Source organism: Mycolicibacterium doricum, from assembly GCF_010728155.1.
Lineage (GTDB): Bacteria > Actinomycetota > Actinomycetes > Mycobacteriales > Mycobacteriaceae > Mycobacterium > Mycobacterium doricum.
This window is the reverse complement of record NZ_AP022605.1, coordinates 980,797-996,591: the sequence shown is the minus strand read 5'-3', so window position 1 is coordinate 996,591 and position 15,795 is coordinate 980,797. Positions and strand designations below refer to the sequence as shown.

Sequence of the window (15,795 nt, the reverse complement as noted above, 5' to 3'; positions counted from 1 at the left end):
ACTGATAACCGAGAGATCGATGGAGCTCTTACTTCGACCGCAGATTAAGGTTGAGGGTGCCACATGCGCACCGCATTGCTTCTTCCTTTCCTGGTAGCCCGACTACGTACACCCATGCATCGCACTCGGAACCGCGGCACGTAAACAGGTCCAAGAAATCCTTGCATGCCTCAACAACCGGCGTGAAGTCCGCCTTTGCCATGACAGCCCAGTCGTTGTTGTGCACTAACGCGTTGATCGCCCAATTTTCGCCATCTTGTCCAAGCATTGCATTCTGTCTGGCTGCCTTCAACTCTTCAACTTGCTCCTTGGCCACCTCGTTCTTCCACGAGTTCGCCGATGTGGCAGCTTTTTTGAGTAGATCACCATGGCGGCCCTTGACCGCTGAGAAGAAGGACCCGAGATCGTAGTTATTGTCGGGGCGATATACGATTCTGCCCTGAATAGCAGCAGCAATATCGGCGAGTGACGCTTCCAGATTGCGGCGCAGTTTGTGGGCGGCCGCGGGTACATCATCTTTCGCAAGATCGGCATCGATCTGTGCCCAGAAATCCTGACCTTCGCCGTACACGGGTCCGCGGTCGACGTTCCATCCGTGAAATCGCGCTTGGGCACGCCGACGAATTAAGCCCGACGACTGCATCTGCCGTGCCCAGACCTCGTCGTGCGTCGTAATAATGAACTGCACGTCAGGAAAAGCGTCTTTGAGCAGGGTGCAAAATTGTCGACGGTGATTAGTGTCAACTGAAGTAACGACGTCGTCGAGCACCGCAATGCGGAAGTCTTCTCGCAATAGCTGCTTGATCAGTGCTAGGTACAGGCACACCCCCATACCGTCCTGATGACCTTCGCTGTGATACGCCATCGGCGGGAACATGCCTAAACCGTAGAAATCAACCTCTAAATCCAACTTTCCAGCAGACGGCGCCAAACCGGCTTTGAACGATGATTCGTCGTCAGCGTTGATTTGGCGATAGTAAGCACTGAAGTTGCCCTCAACGCTCTTATACAGATTCGTCAAAGCGGAGTCGGCAACATCGTTATAGGTTTTGTACACGGCATCTGCGGTATGTTGTGCGGCAGTGGCCTTTTCATGCTCGGCCCGTACTTGGCGAAGCCGGTTCCATCGTTCTTGAGCGATCGTGAGAGCGGTTCGCGCGCTAACGGTCGCGCCCTGATCAGGCAACGCTTCGAGCGCCCCACGAATGCCGTCTAAAATAGCCATCAACGTCGGGGGCTGCCCCAGCGGGTCGGAGTTGAGACGCGCTGCCTGTTCACGAGCGGTCTCGACATTGGTCAGGGCCGCGTTAAAGCTCGCCAAGTCGGCCGACCATTCCAACAATGTCGCTTGGTCGCTCGTAAGTCCGAGCCTCACGGCGTGTGGCTGAGCAGCCCCGATAAGAGCCTGGACGCGCTGTACCTGCCGAGCTACCCGCTCGGACGCTCGCTCCACGCGCTGCTGAAGGAATTTGGCAGCTTCAGACCGAGCCAGTTTCTCGCGGAGGTGATTTCGCAACGTCTCGACGTCGTCCCAGGTCTGGTCGCACAGCGGGCATGCGGCATCAGTGACTAGCGGCAATCCGACCTCAACGAGCGCGCGGTGCTTTAGCGCATCGAGCACTGAAGGGTCGCGTTCTAGCTCGGCAAGTTCAGAGGTTAGTTCGGTCGCTGCTGCGGACAACTCAGCGTGGTCGTCGATGTAATCAATTAGGACCGCGATATCTTGCAACGCGGAAGCCTTATTGAAGCCGGAGGGTTCTTCAGGATCTCCAGCGCCAACGCTCAAGTCAGTATCAGAGGTCAACAGCCCTAGTCGCTCAATGCCTAGCACGTCGCGGTGCTTATTTACCGCACCGAGTATCTCCGACTCCAGCAAGGAAGATAAGTCAAGATGTCGCCGCACGCTGTCCTCGGCGTCTTTCACCTTTGCGGCGCTTTGCTTCTCGTCGGTTGAGGACTTGGACAAGGCGGTACGCAAAAGTCGGCGCGTGTCGTCGATGCGATCCAATTTGAGGAGCGCCTGAACCTCTTGGGCTCGTTTCCCCGGTTCAGTGTTGACGTATTTAATGACCTCCCGCCGCGAAAGCGTGAGCTCAGGGTGCTGAGCAGCCCACTCCACGGCAGCAACAAGTTCCGGCGAACTAGGCTCCAGAGTGTATTGTCCAGCGGTCTTGATGCAACGTGTCAGCACACCCGTCTGGCCACTAGCGGTGTCGACGATCGTTAGCTCAACTCGTGCTACCGCCGGGTTGTCTCGCTGATGCACGTGTGGTCCGTGCTTCAGCAGGCTGACGCCGCCAGTGCCGGAGCCGCTGAGGCGGGTAATGCCGCCAGTGAGCGCAAAGTCAATTGCGTCGACTACACCACTCTTGCCCGAGCCATTGGGTCCAGCCACGACGAACGATTCGCAATTCAGGTTCAGATCTAGGCGCCGAATGCCCCGAAATTCTTCGATGTGTATGGCTTTTAGCTGGATCATGCGAGCCGATCCCCACTTTCCGTTGCATACAGCGCCACAAGGAGCTCGGGCTTAGGGAGCTTCTCCTGGGTAAGCAGCGTGCGCAGGCTTTCAGAGACCGTCGAGGGAACGGCGTCCGACTGTGCGAGTCGATTTATGAACTCTTCCAGCACGTCCGATTCTATCCGGGCCACTCCCGCTCTCTTTCCTCATGGGTTACAGACCGCCAGCGTGCACACGGTAGCGGAGCACTTGCGTCGATAAGCCATGTTCGCTGTCAGCGAGCGGATCTGCACGCCCAAGTTTTCCCGGGATAGCGATCCCCGTCCACGGTGCTCATTTTGCACCGTGCACAGTAGGGCGAACCGCCGGCTCGCGCCGTCTGAGACGGACTCGCGGCGGTACGTCCGCCCGGGGTCACGTTGGTCTACCGCCACAGGCTTCAGCCCAGGCGGCGCACTTGTCGTCCCGTCAGTGAGCCAAGGGAGGTTAGTCGGTTCCCATTCCGTTCCCACGAAGTCTTTGCGTTGGGAATGTTCCCAAAAGTGTTCCCATCGGGCATGAAAACGGCCCCCGGAGTAGTCTCCGGGGGCCGTTTTACCTGGTAGCGGGGACAGGATTCGAACCTGCGACCTCTGGGTTATGAGCCCAGCGAGCTACCGAGCTGCTCCACCCCGCGTTGGTGAACATGAGGTTACCCAGCCCGGCTTGGTATTCCAAATCGGGCCTCTACCACCACTTTGGCACTCTTGTCCGGCCGCGAACGTGCCCGTGTCGGCTCAGCGGGTCTCGGAGTACTGGCTCATCGCGTCGTCCAGCCGCTGCAGCGCCTCGCCGTACTCGGCGAAGTTGCCGCTGCGCTGCGCGTCCTGCAGTCCACTCATCGCTTCCTGGACCTCCTGCAGCGCCGCGGCCTTCGCCTCGGACAACTGCTGGGGACCCGACGGGACCGCGGCAGGCGGCGGCGCCGGCGGCACCCGGCCCGTCTGGTTGGCGGGTGGCTGCGCCGCGGGCTGCGGACCGTCGGCCGGTGGCGGGGCCGCCGGCTGCTGCCCGTCGGGCAGGTTGGTCGGCGCCGGGCCGGTGGCGGTCGCGTCGGCGCCTGGGCCGAACAGGTCGGTGAGAGCGTCACGGACCGTCGGGCCGTACCCGACCTGATCGTTGTAGAACATCGCCACGCGGATCAGGCGCGGGTACGTCGACGCCGCGTCACTGGTGCCCGGCGAGGCGTACACCGGCGCCACGTAAAGCAGGCCGCCAGGACCCACCGGCAGGGTCAACAAGTTGCCCCACCGGATCCGGTTCTGGTTGTCCCGGCCGATCACGCCGAGGTCCTGGCTGACCGCGGTGTCGGTGCTGATCGCGTTGAACGCCAGCTTCGGGCCGTTGACCTGACCCGGGATGGTCAACACCGTGATCTGCCCGTAGTTCTCCGGATCCGAACTGGCGCTCATGTACGCGGCGAGGAAGTCACGGCGGAACCGGTTCATCGCACTGGTCAGCTGGAACGCCGCTGAACTGTTGTTCTCGGCAAGGTCTTTGGCGACGATGTAGTACGGCGGCTGGAAGCTGCTGGCCGTGGGGTTCGGATCCAGCGGCACGTCCCAGAAGTCCGACGTGGAGAAGAACGTCACCGGATCGTCGACGTGGTACTTCGCCAGCAGGGCGCGCTGCACCTTGAAAAGGTCCTCGGGATAGCGCAGATGATCCTGCAATTCCGGCGAGATCTCGCTCTTGGGCTTGACCGTGTCCGGGAACACCTTCATCCACGCCTGCAGCACAGGGTCGTTCTCGTCCTGCGCGTACAGCGTCACCGTGCCGTCGTAGGCGTCGACGGTGGCCTTCACCGAGTTCCGGATATAGGACACCTGCTTGTTGAGGGCCAACCGGTTGACGGCCACCTCATTGGAGTCCGCCGTCGCCGACGACAAGGACGTCAACTCCGAGTACGGGTAGTTGTCCAGCGTGGTGTAGCCGTCGACGATCCACACGATCCTGCGGTTGACGATCGCCGGGTACACCGTGGTGTCGGTAGTCAGCCACGGCGCGGCGGCCTCCACCCGGTCAGCGGGGTCGCGGTTGAACAGGATCTTGCTGTCATCGCCGATGACGTTGGAGAACAGGAAGTTGCGCTCGGCGAATTTCGCCGCGAACAGGCTCCGCGTCAGCCAGTTGCCGATCTCCACACCACCGGATCCGGTGTAGGTGTAGTTGCGGGTCTCGACGTTGTTCTCGTAGTCGTACTCGCGCGGGGCACCGTTCTCACCGACGATCGCGTAGTCGTCGACGGTGTTGGCGATGACCGGGCCGAAGTAGATCCGCGGCTGGTCCAGTGGTGCCGGCCCGGGCGAGACCACCTTGCCGTTGGCGCCCACCACGCTGGCGAGGAACTCGGGGTAGCCGCCGTTCTGGTTGGGGTCGTTGGCGATCCCGCGCACGGTGTTGGCCGGTGACGCAATGAACCCGTTGCCGTGGGTGTAGACGGTGTGCCGGTTGATCCAGTCCTGCTGGTTGTCGATCAGCCGGTCCGGGTTGAGCTCACGGGCGGCGACCACATAGTCGCGCAGGTTCCCGTCGTCGTCGCGGTAGCGGTCCATCGCCAGCTGGTCGGGGAAGAAGTAGAAGTTCTTGCCCTGCTGGAACTGGGTGAACGCCGGGCTGACGATGTTGGGATCGAGCACGCGGATGTTCGACGTGGTCGCCCGGTCGGCGGCCACCTGCTGAGCGGTCGCCGGCGCGTCGCCCGGGTAGTCCCGGTAGGTCACCACGTCATCGGTCAACCCGTAGGCCTGCCGCGTCGCGGCGATGCTGCGCGAGATGTATTCACTTTCCTTCTGCGCGGCGTTGGGCTTGACGCTGAACTGCTCGACCACCAGCGGCCAGGCGGCGCCGACGACCAGCGACGACAGCAGGAGCAGCACCACACCGATGGCAGGGATCCGCAGGTCGCGCAGCACGATCGCGGAAAACACGGCAACCGCGCAGATCACCGCGATGGCCAGGAGGATCAGCTTGGCGGGCAGCACGGCGTTGATGTCGGTGTAGCCGGCGCCGGTGAACGGCTTGCCGCCGCGGGTGTGGCTGAGCAATTCGTAGCGGTCGAGCCAGTAGGCGAACGCCTTGAGCAGGATGAAGATGCCGACCAGGGTGACGAGTTGGATCCGCGCCGAGCGGGTCAGGGCCCCGTTGCGCCCGGTCAGCCGGATACCACCGAACAGATAGTGGGCTAACAGGTTCGCGATGAAGGCCAGGAACGTCGCCACGAACAGATAGCTCAGCACCAGCCGGTAGAACGGCAGTTCGAAGGCGTAGAAGCCGAGGTCGAGGCCGAACTGCGGGTCGGTGACACCGAATTCGCCGCCGTGGAGGAACAGCTGGATCCGCACCCAGTAGGTCTGCGCGACGATGCCGGACAGGATGCCGATGAACGCCGGGATGCCGATGCCGAACAGGCGCAGCCGCGACATCACCGTGGTGCGGTAGCGGGCGATCGGGTCGTTGGGTCCGACCGTCGGGACGAACACAGGCCGTGTCCGGTACGCCAACGCCAGGCCGGCGAAGACGATCGCACCGATCAGGACGGAGACGACCAGGAACACGATGATGCGGGTGAACAGCACCGTGGTGAACACCGACCGGTAACCCAATTCACCGAACCACAGCCAGTTGACGTAGGTGTCGATGAACCGCGGCCCGATCAGCAGCAGCACCACGGCGACAACGGCGACACCGATCAGAATCCGGCTTCGTCGTGTCAGCTTCGGCATCCTCGCGGGGGGCCGCATACCCACTTGGTGTCTCCGTTTCACTCACAGGAAAGGGGGACGTCGTCACCGACGTGCCCCAACTCTACGCATCGTCGGGTTCGTGTTCGGTCAGCACCGTGGTGGTTCACCACCAGCGGAAATCACGTTGAGTGCGTCGACGGCGTCGGTCAGTGTGCCGACCTTCACCAGCTCCAGCCCGTCCTGCGGGTCGGACTTGGCTTCGGCGCAGTTGTCGGCGGGAACGAGGAAGATCGAGGCGCCGGCTTCCTTGGCGGCGAGCATCTTGTGGGTGATGCCGCCGATCGACCCGACCTCGCCGTCGCCGGTGATGGTTCCGGTGCCCGCGACGAACTTGCCGTCGTTGAGGTCGCCCGCGGTGAGCTTGTCGATCACCGCGAGGCTGAACATCAACCCCGCCGACGGCCCGCCGATGTTGGCCAGGTTGAAGTCGATCGTGAACGACGCCCAGGGAGCGTCGATGACGCCGATGCCCAGGTATCCGTAGTCGCGGTCGGGGTTCGTGCCGAGTTTCACGGTGGTGCTGCCGCGCGGATCCTTCTGCCCCTTACGCCGGAAGTCGAGCACCAGCTCGTCACCGGGCTTAGTCGTCTTCAGCAGCGCCTGGAACTCGTCGACATTGGCGACCGGTCTGCCGTTGACCGCGTCGATCGCGTCGCCGTCCTTCAGCTTGCCGGCCGACGGCCCGGGGTCGGTGACGCTTTCGACGGTGACCGCGGGCGGGTACTTCAGGTACGACAGCGCGGCGTATTCGGCGTTGTCCTCGGAGTTGCGGAAATCGGCGGTGTTGGCCTCGTCGATCTCCTCCTTGCTCTTGTCGGGCGGGTAGACCAGTTCGCGGGGCACCAATTGTTCGCGGCCCGACATCCACAGGGTCAGTGCCTGTCCGAGGGTCAGCCCGTCGCGCTGGGACACCGTCGTCATGTTCAGATGCCCGGACGTCGGCTTCACCTCGGTGCCCGTGATGTCGACGACCTCTTTCCCGTCCACCTCACCGAGGGTGTCGAAGGTGGGTCCGGGGCCCAGCGAGACGAACGGGACCGTCACCGCAGAGAGCAGCACGCCGAACGCCACGACCGGGACCAGCGCGATCAGCAGCGTCAGAATCCGCCTGTTCACGCCGCCCACAGTAAGGGAGTCCCACCCTCGTTCTCCGAAAGCGTGACCGGCCCCCCGCGCGACCTGGCGCCGGTGAGTACCGTTGACGGTATGGCTGACCTGCCTTTCGGCTTCTCCTCGGGTGACGACCCGGAGCGAGACAAGAGCAAGAAGGACCCCGACGGGGGGTCCCGTTCGGGCGGTTCGCCGTCGGATCCGTTCGGCTCGATGTTCGGGCAGGGCGGCGCCGGTTTCGACGTGTCCGACCTCGGCCAGATCTTCACCAAACTCGGCGAGATGTTCAGCGCCGCAGGCACTGTGACCGCCGGTGGAGCCCAGTCCGGACCGGTCAACTACGACCTCGCCCGGCAGCTGGCGGCGAGCGCGATCGGGTTCGTCGCGCCCGTGCCCGAACAGACGGCATCGGCGATCGCGGATGCGGTGCGGCTCGCCGAGACCTGGCTCGACGGCGTCACCCCGCTGCCGGCGGGCACCACCCGCGCGGTCGCCTGGACGCCGACCGACTGGATCGACAACACCCTCGACACCTGGAAGCGGCTATGTGACCCGGTGGCCGAGCAGATCTCCACGGTGTGGGCCTCGGCGCTGCCGGAGGAGGCCCGCGCGATGGCCGGGCCGCTGCTGGCGATGATGTCGCAGATGGGCGGCATGGCGTTCGGCTCCCAGCTCGGGCAGGCGCTGGGCACGCTGTCCAAGGAGGTGCTGACCTCGACCGACATCGGGCTGCCGCTCGGCCCGAAGGGTGTCGCCGCGCTGCTGCCTGAGGCCGTCGAGGCGTTCTCGGAGGGGCTCGAGCAGCCGCGCAGCGAGGTGTTGACGTTCCTGGCCGCGCGGGAAGCCGCCCACCATCGGTTGTTCAGCCACGTGCCCTGGCTGGCGAGCCAGTTGCTGTCGGCGGTCGAGGCGTTCGCGCGCGGCATGAAGGTCGACATGAGCGGCATCGAGGACATGGCGCAGGGCCTCAACCCGGCCGCGTTGACCGATCCGTCGCACCTGGAACAGCTGCTCAACCAGGGCATCTTCGAACCGAAGGCGACCCCCGAGCAGGTCGCGGCGCTCGAACGGCTCGAGACCCTGCTCGCGCTGATCGAGGGCTGGGTGCAGACCGCGGTCACCGCCGCGCTGGGCGACCGCATTCCCGGCACCGGCGCCCTGTCGGAGACGCTGCGCCGCCGGAGGGCCACCGGCGGGCCTGCCGAGCAGACCTTCGCCACCCTGGTAGGGCTCGAACTGCGCCCGCGCAAGCTGCGCGAGGCCGCGGTGCTGTGGGAGCGGCTCACCGCGGCGGCCGGCCAGGATGCCCGCGACGGCGTGTGGCAGCACCCGGACCTGTTGCCGTCGTCGGACGATCTCGACGAACCGGCCGCGTTCATCGACCGGATCGTCGGCGGTGACACCAGCGGGGTGGACAGCGCCATCGAGCAGGCCCTCACCGACCTCGAAGCCGATCTGGAAAAGCCCGACGAGGACGGCCCGGACGACCGCCCCGAGGACGACCAGCGCTAGTTATCCACAGGCCTGTCGATGGGTGACAGGTGACGCGGTCGCCCCGTGGCAGAGTCCTTCCATGTCTTTCGCCGCGTCTCCCGCCGCGATTTCCCGTTACGCGCTCGACACGGCACTGCCCGTGCTCTTGCGCCCGGACGGCGCGGTGCAAGTCGGATGGGATCCGCGCCGCGCCACGCTGGTCCGCCCACCGGCCGGGCTCACCGCACCGGGGCTCGCCGATCTGCTGCGGGCCCTGCAGGCGGGGATGACGATGGCCGAACTGCGTGGCGAAGCGCACCAGCATGGGACGGCCGACCCAGCCGACCTCGCCGAACTCGTCGGCGACCTGGTCGACGCCGGCGTGCTGACCGCCGACCCGCCGCGCCGCTGCCGCACCCCGAACATCCGCATCCACGGTCGCGGACCGCTGTCCGATCTGCTGGTCGCCGGGCTGCAGTGTTCGGGCGCCCGGGTCGGGCACAGCCGTTCCCCAAAGGCGCCCGCCCCGCCGGAGTCCACCGACCTGGTGGTGCTGGCGGACTACCTGGTGACCGAACCGCGCATGGTGCGCGATCTGCACAACGCGCGCCTCGCCCACCTACCGGTCCGGATGCGCGACGGCTCCGGATTGATCGGACCGCTGGTGTTTCCGGGCCGCACGAGCTGTCTGTCCTGCGCCGACCTGCACCGCAGTGACCGCGACGCGGCGTGGCCGGCGCTGGCGGCCCAGCTGCGCGGCACCGTCGGCAGCGCCGACCGGGCCACCGTGTTGGCCACCGCTGCCGTCGCACTCGACCGCATCCACCGGGTGCTGCGGGCGATCCAGGACACCGGCGACCCGGTGAGCGCGGCGGACCCCGCCGCCACGGACACCACGTGGGAGTTCCACGTCGGCACCCGCACCACCGTCGTGCGACGTTGGTCGCGGCATCCGCGTTGTACCTGCTGACGGACCAGTTGTGACCCGTTCGTCGTCAGCCCGCCCGGCGGCGTCGTGGATGATGGTCTGGTGGCTGACATCAAGCGCGGGCGCGCCGCCCGCAACGCGAAGCTGGCGAGCCTGCCGGTCGGCATGGCCGGGCGCGCGGCGTTGGGCTTCGGCAAAAGGCTGACCGGCAAGTCCCGCGACGAGGTCAACGCCGAACTGATGGACAAGGCGGCTCAACAACTCTTCACCGTGCTCGGCGAACTCAAGGGCGGCGCGATGAAGGTCGGCCAGGCCCTCTCGGTGATGGAGGCCGCGATCCCTGAGCAGTACGGCAAGCCGTACCGCGAGGCCCTGACCAAGCTGCAGAAGGACGCCCCGCCGCTGCCCGCCGCCAAGGTCCACCGGGTGCTCGACGCGCAGCTGGGCACCAAGTGGCGGGATCGCTTCGCCTCGTTCGACGACAAGCCGATCGCCTCGGCCAGCATCGGCCAGGTGCACAAGGCGGTGTGGTCCGACGGCCGCGAGGTCGCGGTCAAGATCCAGTACCCCGGCGCCGACGAGGCGTTGCGCGCGGACCTGAAGACCATGCAGCGCATGGTCAGCGTGCTCAAGCAGCTCTCCCCCGGCGCCGACATCGAGGGCGTGGTCGACGAACTCGTCGAGCGCACCGAGATGGAACTCGACTACCGGCTGGAAGCCGACAACCAGCGGGCGTTCGCCCAGGCCTATCGCGACCACCCGCATTTCGTGGTACCCGCCGTCGTCGCCAGCGCACCCAAGGTGGTCGTCGCGGAGTGGATCGACGGCATTCCGATGTCGGTGATCATCCGGGACGGCACCCAGGAAGAGCGTGACCTGATGGGTACTCGGCTGTTCGAGCTGACCTACGACGCGCCGCGGCGGCTGGAGATGATGCACGGCGACGCGCATCCCGGCAACTTCATGCTGATGCCGGACGGGAAGATGGGCGTCATCGACTTCGGCGCGGTGGCACCGCTGCCGGGCGGCATCCCCGTCGACCTCGGCCTGGCGGTGCGGTACGCGCTGGCCAAGGACTACGACCGACTGCTGCCCACCCTGGAGAAGATCGGCTTCATCCAGCGCGGCGAACAGGTCTCCCCCGGGGATGTCGACGACATGCTGCGCCAGTACGTCGAACCCCTCGAGGTCGAGGTGTTCCACTACACCCGCAAGTGGCTGCAGAAGATGGCGGCGGTGAACATGGACCGCTCGGTGCAACAGATCAAGACGGTGCGCCAAATGGACGTTCCCGCCAAGCTCGCGATCCCGATGCGCGTCATCGCGTCGAACGTCGCGATCTCCTGCCAGCTCGACGCCTATATCCCCGCCAAAGCCCTTGCCACCGAACTGATCCCGGGATTTGCCGAGGGCGTGGACTGACCGTCAGGCCGGAACTCGGGGCTAGGCCGCCGCCGGGTTCGGCGCTGTGTTCTTGCGCGGGCGTCCCCGCGGACGCTTACGCGCGACGATGGTGCCGCGTTCGAAGATCTCCCCACCCCACACACCCCACGGCTCGCGACGCTCCAATGCCGCCGTCAGGCACCCTCGGCGGATCGGGCAGTTCACGCAGAGCGTCTTGGCGCGTTCGAGGTCGGCGGGGCTCTCGGCGAACCACAGGTCGGGATCACCGACTTCGCACGGCAAGTCGGGGACCGCGCTTTGTATGCATGCCTCCACAGACATGAAATTCCTGCTTCCTGGTCGTTGTTTCCTCGGCCACCTGTCTTTGGCTGAATCCGCGACCAGGTCCTCGTGGAGGGGCGTCCCCGAAAAAGACTGTGGCCACGGATCCGGCGACTGCGGGTCCGTGGCCATTCGGCTTGCTGGGGGCTTACCTGGGTGGAGCCCCACTCCACGGACTGCGGGTCGCGGCGATAGCGGCACGGCGCTTGGGCTGCGCGGGAATGGCAACACGCGTCGCCGCAGCCGGAGCCGGTGCACCGGCCACTGCCGTGCAGGCGGGATGCGTTGCTGCAACGGAGATCCCAGCGGCCGTCCGAACGGCACGCACGCTGCCGACAACGGCTACGCCGGTGAACACGAAATTGCTGTCCATGATCCGGGCACCCGCCTTCCTTGTCTCCGCCAAACGTGTGATCTTGAGGGTAGAGCCTCACAGCCGGATCGCACAACCAATTTATTGCCAGCGGTTTTGGCGCGATCTTGGTGGTCGTCGGCAGTTTCAGCCGCGGGCGTTGACCAAAGCGAGAACGTCGGCGCCGTACTGCTCGAGCTTGCGGGCGCCGATTCCGGGGATGGTGACCAGCGCCGCCTCGTCGGTGGGCAGCGATTCGGCGATCGCGATCAGCGTGTTGTCGGTGAACACCACGAACGCCGGGACGCCGAGTTCCTTTGACGTTTTGAGTCGCCATTCCTTGAGCGCCGCGAGCAGCTGTTCGTCGACGTCGGACGAGCACGTTTCGCAGCGACGCAACATGATCGACGGCGGTGTGGTCAGTGGTTCGTTGCACACCCGACAGCGCGGCGTGGCGCCACGGGGTCGGCGCGGCCTGGTCACCGACGCCTCGGGCGGCGAGTGCGGCGCCACACCGTTGAGGAACCGCGACGGCCGTCGGCTCTGGCGGCCGCCCGGCGTCCGGGACAACGCCCAACTCAACGTCAGATGCACCCGAGCCCTTGTTATCCCGACATAGAACAGCCGGCGCTCCTCCTCTACCGGCTCACTATCGGGGCCGTGGGTCAGCGCATGTGAGATCGGCAGAGTGCCGTCGGCCAGGCCGACGAGATAGACCGCATCCCACTCCAGGCCCTTGGCCGCATGCAACGACGCGAGCGTGACGCCCTGCACCACCGGTGGGTGCCGGGCGTCAGCGCGCTGGCGCAGTTCGGTGACCAGACCGCCGATGTCCAGACCCGGACGCAGGGCGACCTCTTCGTCGACGAGGTCGGCCAGCGCGGTCAGCGTTTCCCATCGTTCCCTGGCCCGGGTGCCCGCCGGCGGCTCTGCGGTGAGCCCGAGAGGTTCGAGCAGCGCGCGCACGACGTCGGCCACCTCCCCCTCGAGGTTGCGTTCAGCGGCGCGCTGCAGCGTGACGAGCGCCTGGCGGATCTCCTGACGGCTGAAGAACCCCTCGCCGCCGCGCACCTGGAACGCGATGCCGGCCTCGGTGAGCGCCTCCTCGTAGACCTCCGACTGCGCGTTGATCCGGTATAGCACGGCGATCTCCGCGGCCGGGGTGCCTGCGTCGAGCAGCCTGCGGATGTCCTTGGCCACGGCGACGGCCTCGGCCACCTCGTCGGAGTGCTCGGCGAAGGCCGGCGCGGGGCCGGGCGGGCGCTGGCCGACCAGGTGCAGCTTGCTGCCCGCCATGCGGCCGCGCGCGGCCGCGATCACGCGGTTGGCCAGCGACACCACTTGCGGTGTGGAGCGGTAGTCGCGTTCGAGCCGGATCACCGCGGCGTCGGGGAACCGGCGGGAGAAGTCCAGCAGGTAACGCGGGGTGGCCCCGGCGAACGAGTAGATGGTCTGGTTGGCGTCGCCGACGACGGTCAGATCGTCGCGCGGACCGAGCCACGCGTCGAGCACCCGCTGCTGCAGGGGCGTCACGTCCTGGTATTCGTCGACGACGAAACAGCGGTAGCGGTCCCGGAACTCCGTGGCCACCGCGGCGTCGTTCTCGATCGCGGCCGCGGTGTGGAGTAGCAGATCGTCGAAGTCGAGGAGCGCCGTGCCGTCGTGGCGGGCCTTGAGTGCCTCGTATCCGGCGTACACGGCGGCCACCTTCGGGGCGTCCATCGGGATGTCACGCCCGGCCTGCGCGACGGCACCCGGGTAGGCCTCCGGGCTGATCAGCGACGCCTTCGCCCACTCGATCTCGCCGGCGAGGTCGCGGACGTCGTCGGTGCCGGCCTGCACGCGCGCCCGGTTGGCGGCCTGCGCCACCACGGGGAACTTGCTGTCGAGCAGATGCCAGGAGGTGTCGCCGACGACGCGGGGCCAGAAATACCGCAACTGACGACGGGCGGCGGCGTGGAATGTCATGGCCTGCACCGACCCGGTGCCGACACCGCCGGCCTCCTGGTCGAGGGCCCGCAGCCGGGCCCGCATCTCGCCCGCAGCGCGGGAGGTGAAGGTCACGGCCAGGACCTGTCCAGGTGCGACCTGCCCCGCGGCGACGAGGTGGGCGATCCGGCGGGTGATGGTACGGGTCTTGCCGGTGCCGGCACCGGCCAACACGCAGACCGGCCCCCGAGGCGCCAGCACAGCCCCGCGCTGTTCCTCGTCGAGGTCGGCAAGCAGCCGCTCCCGCGACGAGGTGGGGACCTCGACTGGCATGCGACCCATCTTGGCAGGGCGCACGGACAACCGCCCAGTCCGTGTCGGCATGTCGAGGCGGTCGGTTACGTTGGAAGTCTTATGAGTGCTGCTGAGACCTTGACCATGTACACGACCAGTTGGTGCGGCTACTGTGTCCGGCTCAAGAAGGCGTTGCAGGTCGAGGGCATCCCATGGACCGAAGTCGACATCGAACGCGACTCCGCCGCGGCGGATTTCGTCATGTCGGTCAACGGGGGTAACCAGACCGTTCCGACGGTGAAGTTCGCGGACGGTTCGGCGCTGACCAACCCGAGCATCAAGGACGTCAAGGCCAAACTCGGCCGCTGACCTTTCGCCGAGATCGACGAACCGGCGCCATCTACTCGCAACTTCGCGCCCGTTTGTTCGTTTGGGCGGAGCGCCGCGGGCATTGTGGCACGGGGCCGGCCGCAGTTCACAGCGCCCGCCCGGCACCCGAGGTGCGAGGACCGGCCGCAAACCGGCGTAACCAGTCGTACCACGCCGGCATACCTTCGCCGGTGCGGGCGCTGACCGCGAAGATCGTCGCGGTCGGATTCACCCGCCGGACGTGGTCGGTGTAGCGCTCGACATCGGCGTCCAGATACGGCGCCAGGTCGATCTTGTTGAGCAGCACCACGTCCACCGACCGGAACATCACCGGGTACTTCAACGGCTTGTCCTCCCCCTCGGTCAGGGAGTACACCATGGCCTTGGCGTGCTCACCGACATCGAATTCGGCCGGACAGACGAGGTTGCCGACGTTCTCGATGATCACCAGCTCCAGGGACGACAGCGTGAGTCCCTGCAGCGCCCGGTGGACCATCGGGGCATCGAGGTGACATTCGCCGCCGAATCCGGCACTGGTGTTCAGCAGCGCGACCTGCGCACCCCGGCCGGCCAGTTTGGCGGCGTCGAGGTCGGTGGTGATGTCACCTTCGACGATACCGACGGCTAGCTCGCCGGCCAGCTGGTCCAGCGTCGCGGCCAGTACCGTGGTCTTGCCCGAGCCCGGTGAACTCATCAGGTTGACCGCACGAACACCGTTGAGGTCGAACGCTTCCCGGTTGCGGGCAGCGAGGGCATCGTTTTCGGCGAAGATCGACTCCAGCATCTCGATCCGGTGCGCGCCGGTCCGGTAGCCGGCATGGTTGCCGTGGTCGCGGGGTCCCCCGTCGTGGTGGTGGACGGATACCGTGCCGTCCTCGTGGCGGTGCAGCCTGCCCATGGGTGCCCCTCAGTCCAACTCGCCGACGTCCGGGACGTCGCTGACGTCGACCGACATCACGGCGAACTCGTCGCCGCAGATCAGATCGACCTCGCCGGTGTCGCAGCTCGGGCAGCGAACGGACCACCGGGACTCGATGGTGCTGTGGCGTCGACACCCGCGGCAGTGCACTTCGGCGGGCACCCAGTCGAGGTGCAGTTCGGCGTCGGGCATGCCTTCCTGCGTGCGGACCACCGACCAACAGTACTCGAGCGATTCCGGGACCACCTGCCGCAGCGCACCTACCTGCACCCGCACCACGTCGACGCGCCGGCCTTCGACATACGGCCTAACCACGTTCGCGATCGCGTGACACAGCGACAGCTCATGCACCCGTTCCATGCTGCCACCCGACGGCCGTGACCGCGCGACCGCCGTCCCACCATGGCGCGGATCGTGGTTTGAATTGTCGAGTTCGCTTGCCGGGTTTAG

Annotated in this window: 11 protein-coding genes and 1 tRNA gene; 4 read left to right on the top strand and 8 right to left on the bottom strand. The window is 66.2% G+C overall.

The features are described 5' to 3' along the window. Positions 1-28: 28 nt before the first annotated feature. From G6N07_RS04955 to G6N07_RS04940, 4 genes are all read right to left on the bottom strand, one after another. The gene (locus G6N07_RS04955; RefSeq protein ID WP_085190017.1) at positions 29-2,479 is read right to left on the bottom strand and encodes an ATP-binding protein; all 2,451 of its coding nucleotides are present in this window, start codon (positions 2,477-2,479) and stop codon (positions 29-31) included. Between the two features lie 581 nt (positions 2,480-3,060). Beyond that, positions 3,061-3,137: transfer RNA gene (locus G6N07_RS04950), tRNA-Met, on the bottom strand. A gap of 100 nt (positions 3,138-3,237) precedes the next feature. Beyond that, positions 3,238-6,249: a UPF0182 family protein gene (locus G6N07_RS04945; protein ID WP_085190019.1), complete on the bottom strand. Its 3,012-nt coding sequence runs from the start codon at positions 6,247-6,249 to the stop codon at positions 3,238-3,240. Between the two features lie 84 nt (positions 6,250-6,333). Then, positions 6,334-7,362, bottom strand: coding sequence for a YlbL family protein (locus G6N07_RS04940; RefSeq protein ID WP_085190280.1), 1,029 nt, complete (start codon positions 7,360-7,362; stop codon positions 6,334-6,336). Positions 7,363-7,452: 90 nt separating this feature from the next. On the opposite strand from G6N07_RS04940, the gene G6N07_RS04935 reads away from it, so the two are divergent. The 3 genes from G6N07_RS04935 to G6N07_RS04925 all read left to right on the top strand — a co-directional run bounded on the left by G6N07_RS04935 (position 7,453) and on the right by G6N07_RS04925 (position 11,179). Further along, positions 7,453-8,868, top strand: coding sequence for a zinc-dependent metalloprotease (locus G6N07_RS04935; protein ID WP_085190021.1), 1,416 nt, complete (start codon positions 7,453-7,455; stop codon positions 8,866-8,868). 61 nt (positions 8,869-8,929) lie between these two features. After that, positions 8,930-9,799: a cyclodehydratase gene (locus tag G6N07_RS04930; protein WP_235849683.1), complete on the top strand. Its 870-nt coding sequence runs from the start codon at positions 8,930-8,932 to the stop codon at positions 9,797-9,799. Between the two features lie 45 nt (positions 9,800-9,844). Next, on the top strand, positions 9,845-11,179 hold the full coding sequence (locus G6N07_RS04925) for a macrolide-binding ATPase MABP-1 (RefSeq protein ID WP_085190023.1): 1,335 nt from the start codon (positions 9,845-9,847) through the stop codon (positions 11,177-11,179). A gap of 21 nt (positions 11,180-11,200) precedes the next feature. Here G6N07_RS04925 and G6N07_RS04920 read toward each other — a convergent pair whose 3' ends face one another. Both G6N07_RS04920 and G6N07_RS04915 read right to left on the bottom strand, forming a co-directional pair. Further along, the gene (locus tag G6N07_RS04920; RefSeq protein WP_085190024.1) at positions 11,201-11,482 is read right to left on the bottom strand and encodes a WhiB family transcriptional regulator; all 282 of its coding nucleotides are present in this window, start codon (positions 11,480-11,482) and stop codon (positions 11,201-11,203) included. Positions 11,483-11,981: 499 nt separating this feature from the next. Continuing rightward, complete coding sequence (locus G6N07_RS04915; protein ID WP_085190026.1) at positions 11,982-14,105, bottom strand: ATP-dependent DNA helicase UvrD2; 2,124 nt, start codon at positions 14,103-14,105, stop codon at positions 11,982-11,984. A gap of 72 nt (positions 14,106-14,177) precedes the next feature. Between G6N07_RS04915 and G6N07_RS04910 the strand changes: the two genes are divergently transcribed. After that, entirely contained in the window at positions 14,178-14,426 is a 249-nt protein-coding gene (locus G6N07_RS04910) for a mycoredoxin (protein ID WP_085190028.1), read from the top strand. A gap of 106 nt (positions 14,427-14,532) precedes the next feature. Here the strand turns inward: G6N07_RS04910 and hypB are convergent, their stop codons facing one another. Then, positions 14,533-15,324, bottom strand: coding sequence for a hydrogenase nickel incorporation protein HypB (gene hypB / locus G6N07_RS04905; RefSeq protein WP_085190030.1), 792 nt, complete (start codon positions 15,322-15,324; stop codon positions 14,533-14,535). A gap of 9 nt (positions 15,325-15,333) precedes the next feature. Further along, positions 15,334-15,696, bottom strand: coding sequence for a hydrogenase maturation nickel metallochaperone HypA (locus G6N07_RS04900; RefSeq protein ID WP_085190285.1), 363 nt, complete (start codon positions 15,694-15,696; stop codon positions 15,334-15,336). Positions 15,697-15,795: the final 99 nt, after the last annotated feature.